General features: G+C 24.8%; 13 protein-coding genes, 1 other RNA gene and 1 pseudogene. 8 read left to right on the top strand and 7 right to left on the bottom strand.

What is annotated here, in order from left to right; all coding sequences use genetic code 11:
• Position 1: 1 nt before the first annotated feature.
• The 7 genes from CSPB_RS00075 to CSPB_RS00045 all read left to right on the top strand — a co-directional run bounded on the left by CSPB_RS00075 (position 2) and on the right by CSPB_RS00045 (position 6,542).
• A complete protein-coding gene (locus CSPB_RS00075) occupies positions 2-1,021 on the top strand; it encodes a hypothetical protein (protein WP_089192670.1) in 1,020 nt (339 codons plus the stop codon).
• Positions 1,008-1,925, top strand: coding sequence for a tRNA dihydrouridine synthase (locus CSPB_RS00070; protein ID WP_089192669.1), 918 nt, complete (start codon positions 1,008-1,010; stop codon positions 1,923-1,925). The genes CSPB_RS00075 and CSPB_RS00070 overlap by 14 nt, the downstream gene beginning before the upstream one ends.
• 4 nt (positions 1,926-1,929) lie before the next feature.
• Positions 1,930-2,544, top strand: a complete 615-nt coding sequence (gene recO / locus CSPB_RS00065) for a recombination protein RecO (protein WP_089192668.1) — start codon at positions 1,930-1,932, stop codon at positions 2,542-2,544.
• Positions 2,545-3,264, top strand: coding sequence for a class I SAM-dependent methyltransferase (locus tag CSPB_RS00060; RefSeq protein WP_089192667.1), 720 nt, complete (start codon positions 2,545-2,547; stop codon positions 3,262-3,264).
• Between the two features lie 17 nt (positions 3,265-3,281).
• Positions 3,282-4,115: a cytochrome-c peroxidase gene (locus CSPB_RS00055; RefSeq protein WP_089192666.1), complete on the top strand. Its 834-nt coding sequence runs from the start codon at positions 3,282-3,284 to the stop codon at positions 4,113-4,115.
• Positions 4,105-5,136 (top strand): PAS domain S-box protein, encoded by a 1,032-nt coding sequence (locus tag CSPB_RS00050; protein WP_161492162.1) that lies wholly within the window; start codon positions 4,105-4,107, stop codon positions 5,134-5,136. The genes CSPB_RS00055 and CSPB_RS00050 overlap by 11 nt, the downstream gene beginning before the upstream one ends.
• A 119-nt stretch (positions 5,137-5,255) precedes the next feature.
• Entirely contained in the window at positions 5,256-6,542 is a 1,287-nt protein-coding gene (locus tag CSPB_RS00045) for an EAL domain-containing protein (RefSeq protein ID WP_089192664.1), read from the top strand.
• Here CSPB_RS00045 and CSPB_RS00040 read toward each other — a convergent pair.
• Positions 6,539-6,958 carry a hypothetical protein gene (locus tag CSPB_RS00040; RefSeq protein WP_089192663.1) on the bottom strand — a complete coding sequence of 140 codons (420 nt, stop codon included), beginning with the start codon at positions 6,956-6,958 and terminating at the stop codon, positions 6,539-6,541. The two genes, CSPB_RS00045 and CSPB_RS00040, sit on opposite strands and share 4 nt — an antisense overlap.
• 47 nt (positions 6,959-7,005) lie before the next feature.
• On the opposite strand from CSPB_RS00040, the gene ffs reads away from it, so the two are divergent.
• Positions 7,006-7,103: signal recognition particle sRNA small type (gene ffs / locus CSPB_RS00035), an RNA gene on the top strand.
• A gap of 3 nt (positions 7,104-7,106) precedes the next feature.
• Here the strand turns inward: ffs and CSPB_RS00030 are convergent.
• The 6 genes and pseudogenes from CSPB_RS00030 to dnaA all read right to left on the bottom strand — a co-directional run.
• Positions 7,107-8,318 (bottom strand): annotated as a pseudogene (locus CSPB_RS00030) (HD domain-containing protein); the annotation flags it as partial.
• Complete coding sequence (queF, locus tag CSPB_RS00025) at positions 8,319-8,750, bottom strand: preQ(1) synthase (protein ID WP_089192662.1); 432 nt, start codon at positions 8,748-8,750, stop codon at positions 8,319-8,321. It lies immediately after the preceding pseudogene.
• A 9-nt stretch (positions 8,751-8,759) separates the two neighbouring features.
• On the bottom strand, positions 8,760-10,136 hold the full coding sequence (locus tag CSPB_RS00020) for an EAL domain-containing protein (protein WP_089192661.1): 1,377 nt from the start codon (positions 10,134-10,136) through the stop codon (positions 8,760-8,762).
• Positions 10,136-12,439 carry a DNA topoisomerase (ATP-hydrolyzing) subunit B gene (gene gyrB, locus CSPB_RS00015; protein WP_089192660.1) on the bottom strand — a complete coding sequence of 768 codons (2,304 nt, stop codon included), beginning with the start codon at positions 12,437-12,439 and terminating at the stop codon, positions 10,136-10,138. Before gyrB ends, CSPB_RS00020 begins: the two co-directional genes overlap by 1 nt.
• A 13-nt stretch (positions 12,440-12,452) precedes the next feature.
• Positions 12,453-13,520 (bottom strand): DNA polymerase III subunit beta, encoded by a 1,068-nt coding sequence (gene dnaN, locus CSPB_RS00010; RefSeq protein WP_089192659.1) that lies wholly within the window; start codon positions 13,518-13,520, stop codon positions 12,453-12,455.
• 140 nt (positions 13,521-13,660) lie between these two features.
• Positions 13,661-14,977: a chromosomal replication initiator protein DnaA gene (gene dnaA, locus CSPB_RS00005; protein ID WP_089192658.1), complete on the bottom strand. Its 1,317-nt coding sequence runs from the start codon at positions 14,975-14,977 to the stop codon at positions 13,661-13,663.

Here is a 14,977-nt window from a genome sequence, read left to right as displayed (position 1 = left end):
AATGAAAGCGAGAAAATATATAATATATTCTATTTTATACGCAGCCATTGTTTTTGTATTAGTTTATACACTTAACAACGGCGAATACGCACTAAGTTTGATGGGCTTTAATATAAATTTATTAATAGCTACATGGTTTGTCGTGCCTTTAGCATTTTTTATACTTTTATCGATATTTCATATGGCTTACCAAAACTTTGAAATTTACTTACAAAATAGGGCATTAAAACGAGATACAAAAATTTATGATGAGATGATTAGTGAAATTATGCTTGGATTTGATAGTAATAAGGAATTTAAAACAAAAGCTTTTGATAATGCAAGTGAAGTTTTAAAATCTTTATCCCCTTGGAAAAATATAGATCATATAAGCTCTAAAAATGAGGATTTAAAAGAAATTTTTAATACAGTAAAAGACGCAAAAAATGGTATTGTGGTTGATACAAAAAAATACAAATTACCAAAAGAAAATCCACTTTATATACAAAATGAATTAAACAAAATAGCCACTTTAGCAGATTATTATTTAGATATTTTAAAATCAAATAGTGAAAATATAAATCCACTTTTTATCACAAAAGCAAAAGAAAAACTTATTTCTACTGGAAATTATGAAAATATTATGAAATTTAATGATAGCTTTACAGAAGCACAAACTCTAATTTTGATAAACAGACACATAAATCAAGATGATAAATTTGAAATAAAACAGGATGAGCTTTTAAATTTACTTAAAAAATGCGATTTAAGCGAAAACGGGTTTATTATAATTGCGCAAACCTTTCAAAGCAAAATGCCACCAGAAGCTATCATGCAAACATTTAAAAATCTATCTTCATATAATCAAAAAGCACAAAAAGCTTATCTATATATATTATATGATTTACAAATGCTTGATGAGATTAGAGAAATTATATCTAACTCAGAGGATGATGATTACTTAGAGTTTAAAACTATGCTCTTTTTAAGAGATAATGGACAAAAAGCACCATTAAAACTATTTTTTAATGATAGATTTTAATAAATCACCACTTTTCTTAGCTCCTCTTGCTGGTTATTCTGATCCGCCTTTAAGAAACGTTGTAAAACGTTTCGGGTGTGATGTAACAGTTAGTGAGATGATAAGTGCAAATGCGTTAGCTTATGAAAACGAAAAAACTCTTAAAATGCTTACACATTCGCATTTAGAAAAGCCTTTCATAGTCCAAATAGAAGCATCAAATGTTGATAGTATAAAAAATGCTGTTTGTGTTTTAAATAAATTTGATGATATTGATGGAATTGATTTAAATTGTGGTTGTCCTGCACCAAAAGTTGTAAAACAAAATGCAGGTTCAGCTCTTTTAAAAAATATATTTTTAATGCAAAAATTGATAGAAACTATAAAAAAATTATCAAACAAAACATATCTAAGCGTAAAAGTAAGAATCGGTTTTGATGAGAAAATTCCAGTAATCATAGCAAAAGCTTGTGAGGAAGCTGGTGCTGATTTTATAACAATGCATGGTAGAACAAAAACTGGTGGATTTTCATCTAGCGTTGATTATGAAGCCATAAAAGAAGCAAAAAATAGCATAAAAATACCATTAGTTGCAAACGGAAATATAGATGAAAATAACGCTAATGAAATACTAAAAATTACACAATGCAACGCACTTATGATAGGAAGAGCAAGCATAGGAAAACCTTGGATATTTCACGAGATAAAAACTGGAAAAAATATAGACAATAAACTTAAAAAAGAGATTATCTTATATCATTTTGAGCAGATGTTAGAGCATTTTGGTGAGCGTGGAGTAGGGCTTTTTAGGAAACATTTACACGAATACTCGAAAGGATTGGATGGTGCATCAAATTTTAGAAATGATATAAATTTTACTAATAATTCAAAAGATATGCAAAAATTAATAATGGAATTTTTCTAATAACATGCAAGGCTACATAATTCATACGCAAAAATTACGCGATGAAGATTTGATAGTTGATATTTTAACCAAAAACTCATTGGTTAAAACATATCGTTTTTATGGCGCAAGACACTCAAATATTATGCTTGGATATAAAATAGATTTTGAACTCATATCAAATATCAAATTTTTGCCACAACTTAGAAGCGTTATGCACCTTGGATTTAAATGGCTTTATGATAGGAATAGACTGATAATATGGCAGCAGTTTATAAATTTAGTCTACAAACATCTAAAAGATGCTCAGGATTTAGATGAAGTTTATTTTCAAACATTAGAAAATATGGCACTTAAATTTGATAAAACAAATCCAAAACGCATAGTAATCGAAGCTTATTTAGAAATTTTAGCTAATGAGGGAAGATTGCATAATGATATGATTTGTTTTATTTGTGATGAAAAAATAGAAGAAAATGTGGCTTTAGTTAGAGGATTTTTACCATCTCACAAAATGTGCTCACACGCTGATGATTTTAATGTAAATTACATAAAAGAGCTCTTTGATACAAAAAATTCATCATTTATAGATGATAATGACATAAACAGACTTTATGATATAATTTTACAAGGATTATAAATGCAAAATTTATGGGACAAAAAAGCAAAAACTTATAATAGATTTGATGGAAAATTAAGCAAATTTGGAAAAGAGCTATTTGATAAACTTGATGAGTTTAAAATAAATTTTAGTGACAAAAACATTTTAGATATTGGATGTGGAACTGGTGTGTATTCGCTGTATTTAGCCGGTATTTGTAAATTTGTAACTTGTCTTGATAGCTCTAATGAGATGTTAAAATGCCTTGAAAATGATGCAAATGAATTTAATATAAAAAACATAAAAATACTAAATTTATCTTTTGATGAGTTTTATAATGAAAAAAAATTTGATATAGCATTTTTAACAATGAGTCCATCGCTAAAAAATGAAAAAGATTTTGATAAATTTACAAATTTAGGAAAAGAAAAAATATATCTAAACTGGCAAATACCAAGATACTCATCTTTGATAGAACCATTTTTAAAAGATAGAAAAATTCTTAACTACGCAACAACAGCAAATGAACTTGAAAATTATCTAAAAAATAAAAATATCAGTTATAAAACACACATTTTCGATGAAAAAAGAGAAGTTAAAAGAGATTTTAATAGTGCTTATGAAAATATTTTATGGCATTTGCAAATAAATAAAATAGACATTGATGAACTTACAATAAAACGAAATCTACAAAAAACTTATAAAGATGATATAATTATAGAAACAATTATCTCTAAAATGAAGTTATTAGTTTTTTAATAAAAAAAGGAGATGTAGTGGCAAAACTTTTTTTATTTTTGACCATATTTTTAAATTTTATTTTTGCTAACTCATCTTTAAATATAATAACACCACAAGAATATGATAGGCAAAAAGCTGAGCTTGGAAAAATGCTATTTTTTGATAAAATGCTAAGCAAGGATAAAAATATATCTTGCGAAACTTGTCATAATTTATATTGGAATTTTAGTGGAACAAATACAGATTTAACAAAAATGGACACTCCAACCATTTTAAACTCAGCACTTAACTTTCTATTTTTCAAAGATGGAAAAGTTGATAATATATATAAACAAGTAGATATTTCCTTAACTAGCAAAAAAGAGTTAAATACACAAAAAGATATTTTAGTTAACAAAATGCGTAGCAATCCAAAATATAATGCTCTATTTTATAAAATTTATCAAAAATTAGACTATGAAACCATAGTTGATGCTTTTGTAAATTTTGAAAAAAGTTTAATAACTCCAAATAGCAAATATGATAATTATATTAGTGGAAGTAGTGAAATTTTCAGTGCAAGTGAAAAAAAAGGTTATGAAATATTTAGTTTAGTTGGATGCATTTCATGTCATGATGGTATAAATTTAGGCGGAAATTTGATAGTTCAAGACTCAGATGGATTTAAAAAAGTTCCAATGCTTAGAAATATATCAAAAACTTCACCATATTTTTATGATAAAAGAACAAGTGATTTAAAAGAAGTTTTGCGTATAAAAAATGACAAACTAATAAGTAATCTTAGTGAAAAAGAATTAGATAATTTATACGATTTTTTACTAACTTTAGATGGACAAGCAATATATACAAAGAGCGATAATGCAAAATAATAGCATAAAACTACAATATCTAATAATGTTTTTATTTATACTAGCTGTCACTTTTTTAACTTCAAATACTATAAAAGAATACAAAAAACTAAAATATATAAACAATTTTTTATTTAATATACAAAATTTAATATATGCAGATAAAAATATAGATATAAACTTAAAAAATATAAATTTTTATAAGAAATATGATGATATAGAAAGACTAATTTTTAATTTTGATACCAATTTATTGATAATCAAAAATATAGTAAAAAACAAAGATACTCAAACAGATAAACAAGTAGAAATTTATAATAAAATCAAGGAAAATTTTTTAGATAAAAAAGAAACAATTAGATATTATAACGGCAAAATGGCTTTAATCTACTCAGTAATGCTAGATATGCAAAACTATGCACAAGAAAATAATTTATCCTCTGATTTAAATTCCATATATTCAAGATTTTTAAACTTAAATTTTGATTCATATGCAGATATTGATACTTTTTTAGACTATTTAGTTAGCATAAACAAACAAAATCTTGATAAAAAAGAACTAAAATTTATAAACAGAATAAATGATTCTATTTATAACTTAATAGAAGCAAACGACTATAAATTTTTCATTTTAAATAGTGATTTAGAAAAACATTTGTTAAATTTTTTTGATTATACAACACAACAACATAAAGATATAGTAGATAATCTAGTAAAAATATTTATTACAATGATTATAATATCTTTAATGTTTATTTTTTGGAATATAAAATTACTAAATAATATAAAAAATAAAAACAAAGATATAAGTTTTCTTAAACTTGCTACTGATAATTCATTTAATTCTATTATATTTACAAACAGTAAATTAAATATAACTTATACAAATGCAGCATTTGAACAAATAAGTGGTTATAAATTAAAAGATATAATTGGTAAAAATCCATCTTTTTTAAAATATTATACTCAAAATAAAGATTATTACAAGAACTTTGAAAATGCAATTGATAAAAAATTCTATGGAAAAAAGATAACTTTATAAGTAAAACATCTGACAACAAAATAATAGTAGAAGATATAATCGTAATACCAAATATAAATGAAAATAAATTAGAAGGTTTTGTTAGTGTAAAACTTGATAAAACTAGAGAATTAAATACTATGCAAGAATTAAATATCAAAAACCAAGCATTCAAAAGACAAATTTATAAAGATCATATTACTAATATAGGAAGTTATGTAGCTTTAATAGAAAAACTAGATAATAATGAGCAAGGTACAATAATATACATGCGTATAAATAATTTCTCAAATTTAAGCTATTTTTATAAATCAAAAATTATTGATGAATTTATAATTTCTTTTGTAGATACTCTAAAATTATGCATAAAAACATATAATATAAACTGCGAAATATTTAGATCTCAACTTGATGAATTTTGCATACTTTATCATGGAAATAATATATCTTTAGATATAACTCGTATAAAAAGTTATTTTCAAACAAGTAATATAAATATAACAAATAATGAAAATACTAAAATAAATATACAAAAAATAGAACTTATTCTTGGAATTAGTTCAAATATGGATTCAAATATAAATAGACTTACTCAAGCAATATGGGCATATAAAAAAGCTAAAAAAATGGATGAAAAAATCTATTTTTACCAAGATAATGACCCTATGGAGCAACAATATTTTAAAAATTTAGATGTTATAAAACTTATACAAAATGCACTAAAAAACGATAAAATTATAGTTGAATGTCAACCTATATTTAATATAAAAACAAATAGCAAAATAGCAAATAAATATGAAATTTTAATAAGAATATTAGATGATGAAGGTAAAATTCATTATCCTAGTGAATTTTTAAATGTTGCAAAACAAATTTTACTTTATAATGCACTAACAAGCAAAGTTATAGATATAACATTTAATCTTTTAGAAAAATACCCAAATAAGCAGTTTTCTATAAATCTTTCTAGTTCTGATATGGTTAATTTAAGCATTCGTCAAACATTCATAAAAAATCTTAAAATTTGTAAAAATCCAACAAATTTATTTGTTGAGATACTTGAAAACGAAAGTATTGATAATTATGATGTTATAAATCCTTTTATAAAACACATAAAAGAATTCGGATGTAAGCTTTCTATTGATGATTTTGGAAGCGGATATTCAAACTATTATAGGATGCTTGAGTTTGATATTGATGTTTTAAAAATAGATGGTTCTATTATCAAAAGACTGCCTTTTGATAAAAACTCAAGAATAGTTATGGAAACAATAGTAAGCTTTGCTAAAAAAATGAACTATGAAATAGTAGCTGAGTTTGTAAGTGATGAAAATATACTAAATGAAGTTAAAAAATACGATGTTGATTATGCCCAAGGATTTTACCTTGGTAAGCCAATTTCACCTGATTTTATACTATTTAACTAAATATAAATTTTAACCTCACTTAAAAAAAATTCATACACTCTTTGTTGTAGTAAAGCTTCATCTTCATCCATGCTTATAAGCATTCTAAGATGTGAAAAATCTATCTTTTTTGCATATCTTTTATGATTTTTTAGCTCTTTGTCTATATCTAAAAGCAAACTATCTATAACAAAAGATTTATCATTTTTTATTTTTGTTAAATACTCTTTTATAACATTTTTTAATATCTCTATCCTAGGATTTTTTTCACCATAAATTTGAGCAGCTATATCATTTAATGTATGAATATCACCTTGAGTTATCTCTTTTTTAAAATATAACATAGCCGTAAAAATTTTTGCACGAAATTCCAAAGAGTGTGGATGATATACTAAAAGATTACGAAAAAATGTTATAAATTTAAATTTCAAAAACATTATTAATCCTATTTAAAGAAATTTTTGATATAATAATTATTCGCCTTTCCTTAGACCTGTGCAATGTTATTTTTGGAAACCGCTTCAGGGTAGGAATACAGCAGAGCAGCTAAACTTAATGTGTGCCGCAGCCATCTGAGGGAAGGTCTAATTTAAAATATCTACAAAAATTATCACAAAGTTCTAAGAAATTTACACCTTCTATCTTTGGTTTTTCTTTAAAATATTTATACATATTATAAAATCCATCTACAAGTTCTTTGCTTTTTACACCATAACTTATAGAAATTCCAGCTTCCATAAATGCTGAAAATTTATCACAATATTTTAAAGCTTTTCCATCAATTGCACTAAATTTATCTTCATTTACATTATCCATAGTTCCATCAAAATGTGTTGGATATTTTTCATTTATTCTATTTTCAAATTCATTTTTTATCTGCTTAGAATTCTCATTTCTAAGACCTAAAATATAAGAAAATTCATCTTTACAAATTTGTGGAACAAATGGCAAAATTTGTTCATCAATAAGCCTTATTTCATATTCGCAAATTATATCATTTAGTCCTTCAACGCCGTATTTAACAGGACTTATAATATCTCTTGTAAGACTTTCTGGCAAATCATGAAATAAAGCACAATAAAAGTTATTTTCAAGTCTTTTTCTACAAGCACCTACTTTTAATGAATAAAAATAACTTAAAATTGCAACTATAAGCATATGACCAAGAACTGCGGTTTCTGGGATACGAGGTGTTTGTGCCCAACGCTTTTGAAAACGAAGCCTGCCGCTTAAATCTATAATTTTGGCTAATTTTTGATTCATAGCGATTTTTTGAACACCAATTAACTCATAATAATAATCCTCAAGTTCTTCATCAATTTTTCTTTTAACTTCATCAATACCACTTAAAAACTGACTTGTTTGATAAACTATCCCAAATTCCCATCTAGTTGCTATGTATGATGCAGCCCTTAATATAAGCGTTTCTTTAGTATTTGAGTGTTTTGTATACTCTTTAAATCTTTGAAAAAATTTACCATCGTCTATATCGCCTATAAGTGGTTCAAGTTTTTTTAGTATCCAACTATTGACTTCGTCTTTTTTAGAACGCCAAATTTGATGAAAAACATCAGGGCGTATATCAGTAACTACAACTCGTGAAAAAAACTCGAAAATACCTGCTTCTATGATATAATTCATATCTACATTTTTTTCCATTTTTGCTATGAAATAAGCTATTATAAATTTATGAGCCTGTTTATCAAGTTCAACTAAATTTGTCATTCTTGGATAATCATTCCATCTTGATATCGATGCAGCCTTAAAAATGTGTTCTATTAGCTCAGTTTTTAACATCTAAAACTCTCTTAATTCTTCTTTTGAAATAGCAAATATATCAAATTTCTCTTTTCTAACTAAATTTGAATCAAGCTCTATAACAGTATGAACATTTCCTCTTGGATTAAAATCCCCAACAACTCTTATATATTTTGGCTCTAATAATTTATCAAGAGTATGATAAATCTCATTTATACTATCTTCATGGCTTATATTTTTATTCATAAAACTATTTATATAAAGTTTTATCGCTTTTAGTTCAATAACCTTTTTATCTGGAACATAAATAAGAAAAATCTTAGCAAAATCAGGATAACCAGAACGAGGACAAAGACAAACAAACTCAGGTAAAGTTATCCTTATAACATAGTCATTTTCCCATTTATTTGGCCAAATTTCTATATCTTTTTGTATATCAAATTCTTTTATAATTTTTTCACCATATCTCATTTTTTACCTCTATTTTAAATTTTCAGTCATTTGTGGTTTTTTTATATAAAAACCTTGTAAATAATCAATATTTTGATTTATAAGTATATCAAAACTCTCTTTTTTATCTATAAATTTAAATATAGTTTTTATATCTAAGCTTTTTGCCATATTTATATAATTTTCTAAAATTATTAGATATTTTTTATCATTTAAATTTTTTAAAAACTCAATATCAAATATCAAAAAATCTATATTTAAATATTTTAAATAAAAATAACTTGCATTATCGCCGCCAAAATGGCTTAAACAAAATCTAATACCCATTTTTTTATAATCATTTATAATCTCATTAAAACGATTTTTCTCACTATAAAAATTGTCTTCAAAAAACTCAAAAATTATATTTTTTGGATTTATAATTTTTTTATTTACAAGTTCAAAAATATAGTTTTTAAACTCTAAATTTCTTATACTTATTACTGAAATTTCAACTATATAATCAAAATCTAAATCATAATTTATATAATCTGATAAAGCTTTTACCATATTTTTATCATAATTTATCTCATAATTATATTTATTTAACAAACTTGAAATTTTGTTTTTAGAATACATTCCATAATTTTCAACAAAAAGTCTTGGTATGATTGTTACTATGTTTTTTAAATTTTTATCACTTTTTTTAGTTTCTTGAAATTTGAAATTAAATTTCAAGTTATTAATACTTTGAATTATAATATTTATATTTTCATCATATACGACTAAATTTTCTTCTTTGTTGTTATTTAAATCATAACTAAGATGATTTATCACACTTTTTAGATTATTAAAATTTAATAAATTTAATACCGAAAATTCAAATTTTATTTCAATATTTTCTATACCATCGTTTGTGATTTTTTTTTCAAAAATTCTTAGATTATGTGCTAATATAGTATCTTTTTCATCTATTATCATTAAAAAATATGAAAAATTATAAATCCCAATAACGACATTTTTGTATCCATTTTTTTCAAGAAAATTATTTAATTTTATAATAAATTTATTTGCTATTTTTTCATAATTTTCTATACCATAAGTTTGAGTTATATAACTATAATTTTTGATATCAAACATTACAACTTTCATATCTTTTTTCAAATTTTTAGATATAAGCTCATAAATTTTTTTTCTATTAAAAACATTTGTTGTAGGATCTAAAAGTGTTGTTTTTAAACTTAGATATATTAAGTATGCAGAATAATAAACATAAAAAAAAGTCAAAATGGTAAGCAAAAATATATCACTTTGGTTACCATTTGATATAAATTTAATCCAAAATATAATAATAATTATAAATGGAAGGGCAATTTTTAATGCTGAAAAAAATAAATTTGCCCTTTCTTTTTTTTGGCTATAAAGCATTAAACATCCAGTTGTTTAACATCTTTTGCGTGTTCTTCTATATAATTCCTTCTTGGTTCAACTTCATCACCCATAAAAAGATTAAAAGTTTCACTAGCACTTTGTGCATCATCAACACTTATTTTAATAAGTCTTCTATTTTCAGGATCCATTGTTGTTTCCCAAAGTTGTTCGGGATTCATTTCACCTAAACCTTTATAGCGTTGTATATAAGCACCTTTTTTGGCATTTTTTTCTACATCATCTAAAATTTCTAATATATCTTTACCTAAATTTATATCATAATCTTTAATTTTTTTATAAATTTGAGTAGAGCTAGAAAATAGCGGATTTGAAAATAGTTTATCATTTATAACAAGCTCTTGCAAACCATCTGTAGTTTGTGCATAAATTCTTATCTCATCATCTTTTATATTTGAGTTTAAAATATTATGACCATTTTTAGCAATTTCTTCACTAATAAGTTTAAAAATTTCATCATAACTTTTACCTATAATTTCATCATTTTCTATCAAAAATCTTAAAGCTTTTAAAATGTTAAATCTTTTTTCTAACTCTTTTAAATAGCTTCTATAAACTGCAACAATTTTTAAAAATTCTATTAAATCATTGTTTCCAACGCCCTCAAAACTTATGTTTTCTATACCATTTTCTATCAAAAATTCATTTAGTGCTTTTTCATCTTTTAAATAAATTTCTTTTTTACCTTTTTTATATCTATAAAGTGGCGGTTGAGCAAGATAAATATAGCCATTTTTTATAACTGGATTTAAAAATCTAAAGAAAAATGTTAAAAGAAGAGTTTGTATATGACTTCCATCAACATCAGCATCTGTCATAATTATAATCTTATGATATCTTAATTTTTCTTCATCAAATTCATTTCCTATACCACAACCTAAGGCTGTAATCATATTTTTTATCTCTTCACTTTTTAAAATTTTTTCAAGTCCTGCTTTTTCAACATTTAAAATTTTACCTCTTAAAGGTAAGATGGCTTGAAAAACTCTATTTCTACCTTGTTTTGCAGATCCTCCAGCACTATCTCCCTCAACTAAATAAAGCTCACAAATTTCAGCTTCTTTACTTTGACAATCAGCAAGTTTTCCAGGAAGTGTTCCAACAGAAAAGTTCTCTTTTTTTCTAGTTAAATCTCTTGCTCTTTTTGCAGCCTCTCTTCCTCTTGCAGCAAGTAAAGCTTTATTCATTATAGCTTTTGCTTCTATAGGATTTTCTTCAAAAAATTTACAAAGCGTATCAAAAGTTATTTTTTGAACTATTGGTTTTACATAACTTGAGCCGAGTTTTCCTTTAGTTTGACCTTCAAATTGTGGTTCAGGAACTTTTACACTAACAACAGCTATAAGACCTTCTCTGACATCTTCACCACTTATTTTTGTATCTTTTTCTCTTGCTGATGCATTTGATGAAATATAATTTGTAATAGCTCTTGTTAAACCTGCTCTAAATCCAGCCTCATGAGTTCCGCCATCTGGGGTATGGATATTATTTACAAAGCTAAGAACATTTTCTGAATAACTTTCATTATACATAAGTGCTACATCAACAACTACATCTTCTGAAAAATCACTAAAAGATAGTGCTTTGCAAACTGGATTTGTTTTGTTTAAATCATTTACAAAACTTTCTAACCCACCATCAAAATGATAACTTTCATGTTTTCCAACTCTATTATCTTTAAAATTTATAATTATTTTTGAATTTAAATATGCAAGTTCTTTAAATCTAGTTGATAAAGTATCAAAATTAAAATCAGTTATTTCAAATATTTCACTATCTGGTATAAACTCAACTGTTGTTCCAGTTTTTTTAGTCTCTCCTATAATTTCTAAATCAGTTGTAGGAATACCTTTTGAGAACTCTTGTCTGTGAATTTTTCCATTTTTATAAATTGTAACGATAAATTTAATAGAAAGTGCATTTACAACACTAACTCCAACTCCGTGTAATCCACCACTAACTTTATATGTGTTTTTATCAAATTTACCACCAGCATGAAGAACTGTTAAAACAACAGTTGCAGCTGGTATTTTTTCAGTTGGATGAATATCAACTGGAATTCCACGACCATTATCGCTGATAATAGCGTGTCCATCGGTTGTAATTTCTACATCTATTTGATCACAATAACCAGCCATTGATTCATCTATAGAGTTATCAACAACTTCGTATATAAGGTGATGAAGACCATTTATATTTGTATCACCAATATACATTCCAGGTCGTTTTCTAACTGCTTCTAAACCTTTTAAAACTTTTATATTTTCTGCACTATATTCCATATTTTCTCCGTTTTTATGATACAATTGGCATAATTACTGTTTTTAAATTTCCACAAACTACTAAAAATGCTGTTTCTTGCGAATTTAATTCTATATCAAATTCACTTTCTTCTATACTTCCTAAAAAATCTAGTAAATATCTATTTTTCAAACAAATACTTATATTTTCACTAACTCCTGTTTGAAATTCTATCGAAGTTCTAGCTTCACTATTGTCTTCTATAATACTTTCAAATACTATTTCATTTGGTGCAAAAGTAAGTTTCATCTGCTCACTAAGAATTGAAATAGTTTTCATTCCTTCTATCATCATATCACGATTTAATCTAATTCTAGTTTTTATCTCTTTTGGAACAACTCTTGCATAATCAGGGAATTTTCCATTTATAAGTTTTGTAAAAAATTCAAAATTATCAGAAACTGCTATTAATGTATTTTCATCGTAATAAATTTCTATTTTATCATAAAATAGCTTTTGAATTTCTAGTATTGCTTTTTTAGGTATTATTATAGAAAATTCTTTGTCTGTTTGTGTATCAATTCTATAAATTCCAAGTCTTCTAGTGTCAGTTCCAACTAAATTTATGTGATCATTTTTTATATCTACTAATGCACCATTTAGTTCAAATTTATGGTTATTTGTATCTACACAAGGAACTATTTTTTTAAGACTTCTACTTAGTATTGATGAATCTATTTCAAATTTATTTTTATTTTGGATATCGGGGAATTTAGGAAAATCTTCAGCTTTAAACATAGGAAGTTTATATTTTGAATTATTTTGTTTAATATATAAATAATTTTGAACAGTTTCAAGTGTAACATCTCCATCTTTTAAACTACTAATAATGCTTAGTAGTTTTCTACCATTTGCAGTTGCTTCACCTTCATCAATTATAGTTAAATTTTTTTGTTTATATGTTAATCCTATTTCATAATCAGTTGCTTTAACATTTAAAACACCATTATTTGCTGATAAAAATATATGTGAAGTTATAGAACTTATATCTTTTTTTTCAAGATATGTTTTAGTATTTGTAACTATTGATTCAAGAGAATTTTTATTTATTTTTACTCTCATCTTTTCCCCTTTTTTATATGTTTATTAGTATTATTATTAGTATTGTTTAAAAAGTGAATAGTTAAGAAACTATCCAAGTTTACGCTGTTTTTTTGTTGAATTAAAAATATTTTATTTTCACATCTTTTCACAAATTTCATTTAGTTTTCTTTAGTTAATAGTTTATTTTCTAGTTCATTTAATCTTATTTTAAAATACTCATCATTTTGTATTATCTCATTTATCTTTTTAATGTTATGACTAACTGCACTGTGATCTTTCATTCCAAAAAAACTTGCAAGTTGTGGCATAGAGTTTTGTGTATGTTTTTTTGCTAGATATATGCCTATTCTTCTTGCTTCTACTATATTTTTTTGTCTACTTTTGCTTTTAATATCACTTGGTTTTATGTTTAATTCTTTTGATATTAAATTTATAATATTTTCAAGAGTTATGTTTTCTTGTTTTTCTTTTATTTGATCACGCATAAGGTTTTTTGCAAATTCTAAATTTATATCTTGATGAAGCATTTTTGCATATGCGTTTAAATTTATTATAGCACTTTCTATTTCTCTTATATTATCACCCATATTTGTTGCTATATAATTTATTACATCGTTATTTAAAGAAATTCCATCAAATTCGCATTTTTTCTTTATTATGGCGATTTTTGTATCAAGCTCAGGCGGCGTAATATCTGCTATTAAACGAGATTCAAATCTTGATTTTAATCTATCAGTAAAATTTTTAAGCATTTTTGGTGGTCTATCTGAAGTCATTGCAATTTGACCATTTTTAGAGTGAAGTTCGTTAAAAGTGTGAAAAAATTCATCTTGAATTTGATCTGTTCTTCCTAAAAATTGAACATCATCTATGAGCAAAACATCACAATTTCTATATTTATCACGAAATTTATTCATAGTTTTATTATGAAGGTTATAAACAAAATCTGTTATAAAATTTTCACTTGTTACATATATCACTATTTTATTATTTTTTAAACAGTGATTACCGATGGATTGTAAAAGATGAGTTTTACCAAGTCCAGTTGAACCATAAATAAACAAAGGATTGCAGTTTGAATCTCCAGGGTTTTTAGAAGCTGTAATTGCACTAAAATAGGCATATTGATTTGAATTACCAATTATGAAGTTATCAAATGTAAAATTTGGATTTAGTGGTGAACTCTGTTTTTTTACATTTTTTATTTCAACTCTTTGAGTTTTTGTTACTAAATTTTTATTTGGTGTTGAGATTATAATTTTAGGTTTTTTACCTGTTTTTAACTCAAAAAGATAAGAAATTTTGTCTGTATATTTTGTTTGTATGTATTTTGAAACTAATGCATTTGGTGCCAAATAAACAATATTACCATCTATTGAAAGTTTTTCACTAAATTTAAGTTGTTTTATGTATGATTCATATTCTGATGGTAGAATTTCTTTGCCTAGTAATTCAAGAATTTCATTTTCTAACAA

The organism is Campylobacter sputorum (assembly GCF_002220775.1).
Taxonomy (GTDB): Bacteria; Campylobacterota; Campylobacteria; order Campylobacterales; family Campylobacteraceae; genus Campylobacter_F; species Campylobacter_F bovis.
The sequence above is the reverse complement of the archived record's forward strand: the minus strand, read 5'-3'. Positions and strand labels throughout refer to the sequence as shown.

What these genes read in the sequence shown, in the direction of transcription:
- queF (WP_089192662.1), bottom strand. Translation starts at nt 8,750, where the DNA reads ATGAGATATGGTGAAAAAATTATAAAAGAATTTGATATACAAAAAGAT.
- CSPB_RS00020 (WP_089192661.1), bottom strand. Translation starts at nt 10,136, where the DNA reads ATGCTTTATAGCCAAAAAAAAGAAAGGGCAAATTTATTTTTTTCAGCA.
- CSPB_RS00075 (WP_089192670.1), top strand. Translation starts at nt 2, where the DNA reads ATGAAAGCGAGAAAATATATAATATATTCTATTTTATACGCAGCCATT.
- CSPB_RS00045 (WP_089192664.1), top strand. Translation starts at nt 5,256, where the DNA reads ATGCAAGAATTAAATATCAAAAACCAAGCATTCAAAAGACAAATTTAT.
- dnaN (WP_089192659.1), bottom strand. Translation starts at nt 13,520, where the DNA reads ATGAGAGTAAAAATAAATAAAAATTCTCTTGAATCAATAGTTACAAAT.
- CSPB_RS00050 (WP_161492162.1), top strand. Translation starts at nt 4,105, where the DNA reads ATGCAAAATAATAGCATAAAACTACAATATCTAATAATGTTTTTATTT.
- CSPB_RS00040 (WP_089192663.1), bottom strand. Translation starts at nt 6,958, where the DNA reads ATGTTTTTGAAATTTAAATTTATAACATTTTTTCGTAATCTTTTAGTA.
- CSPB_RS00070 (WP_089192669.1), top strand. Translation starts at nt 1,008, where the DNA reads ATGATAGATTTTAATAAATCACCACTTTTCTTAGCTCCTCTTGCTGGT.
- gyrB (WP_089192660.1), bottom strand. Translation starts at nt 12,439, where the DNA reads ATGGAATATAGTGCAGAAAATATAAAAGTTTTAAAAGGTTTAGAAGCA.
- recO (WP_089192668.1), top strand. Translation starts at nt 1,930, where the DNA reads ATGCAAGGCTACATAATTCATACGCAAAAATTACGCGATGAAGATTTG.
- CSPB_RS00060 (WP_089192667.1), top strand. Translation starts at nt 2,545, where the DNA reads ATGCAAAATTTATGGGACAAAAAAGCAAAAACTTATAATAGATTTGAT.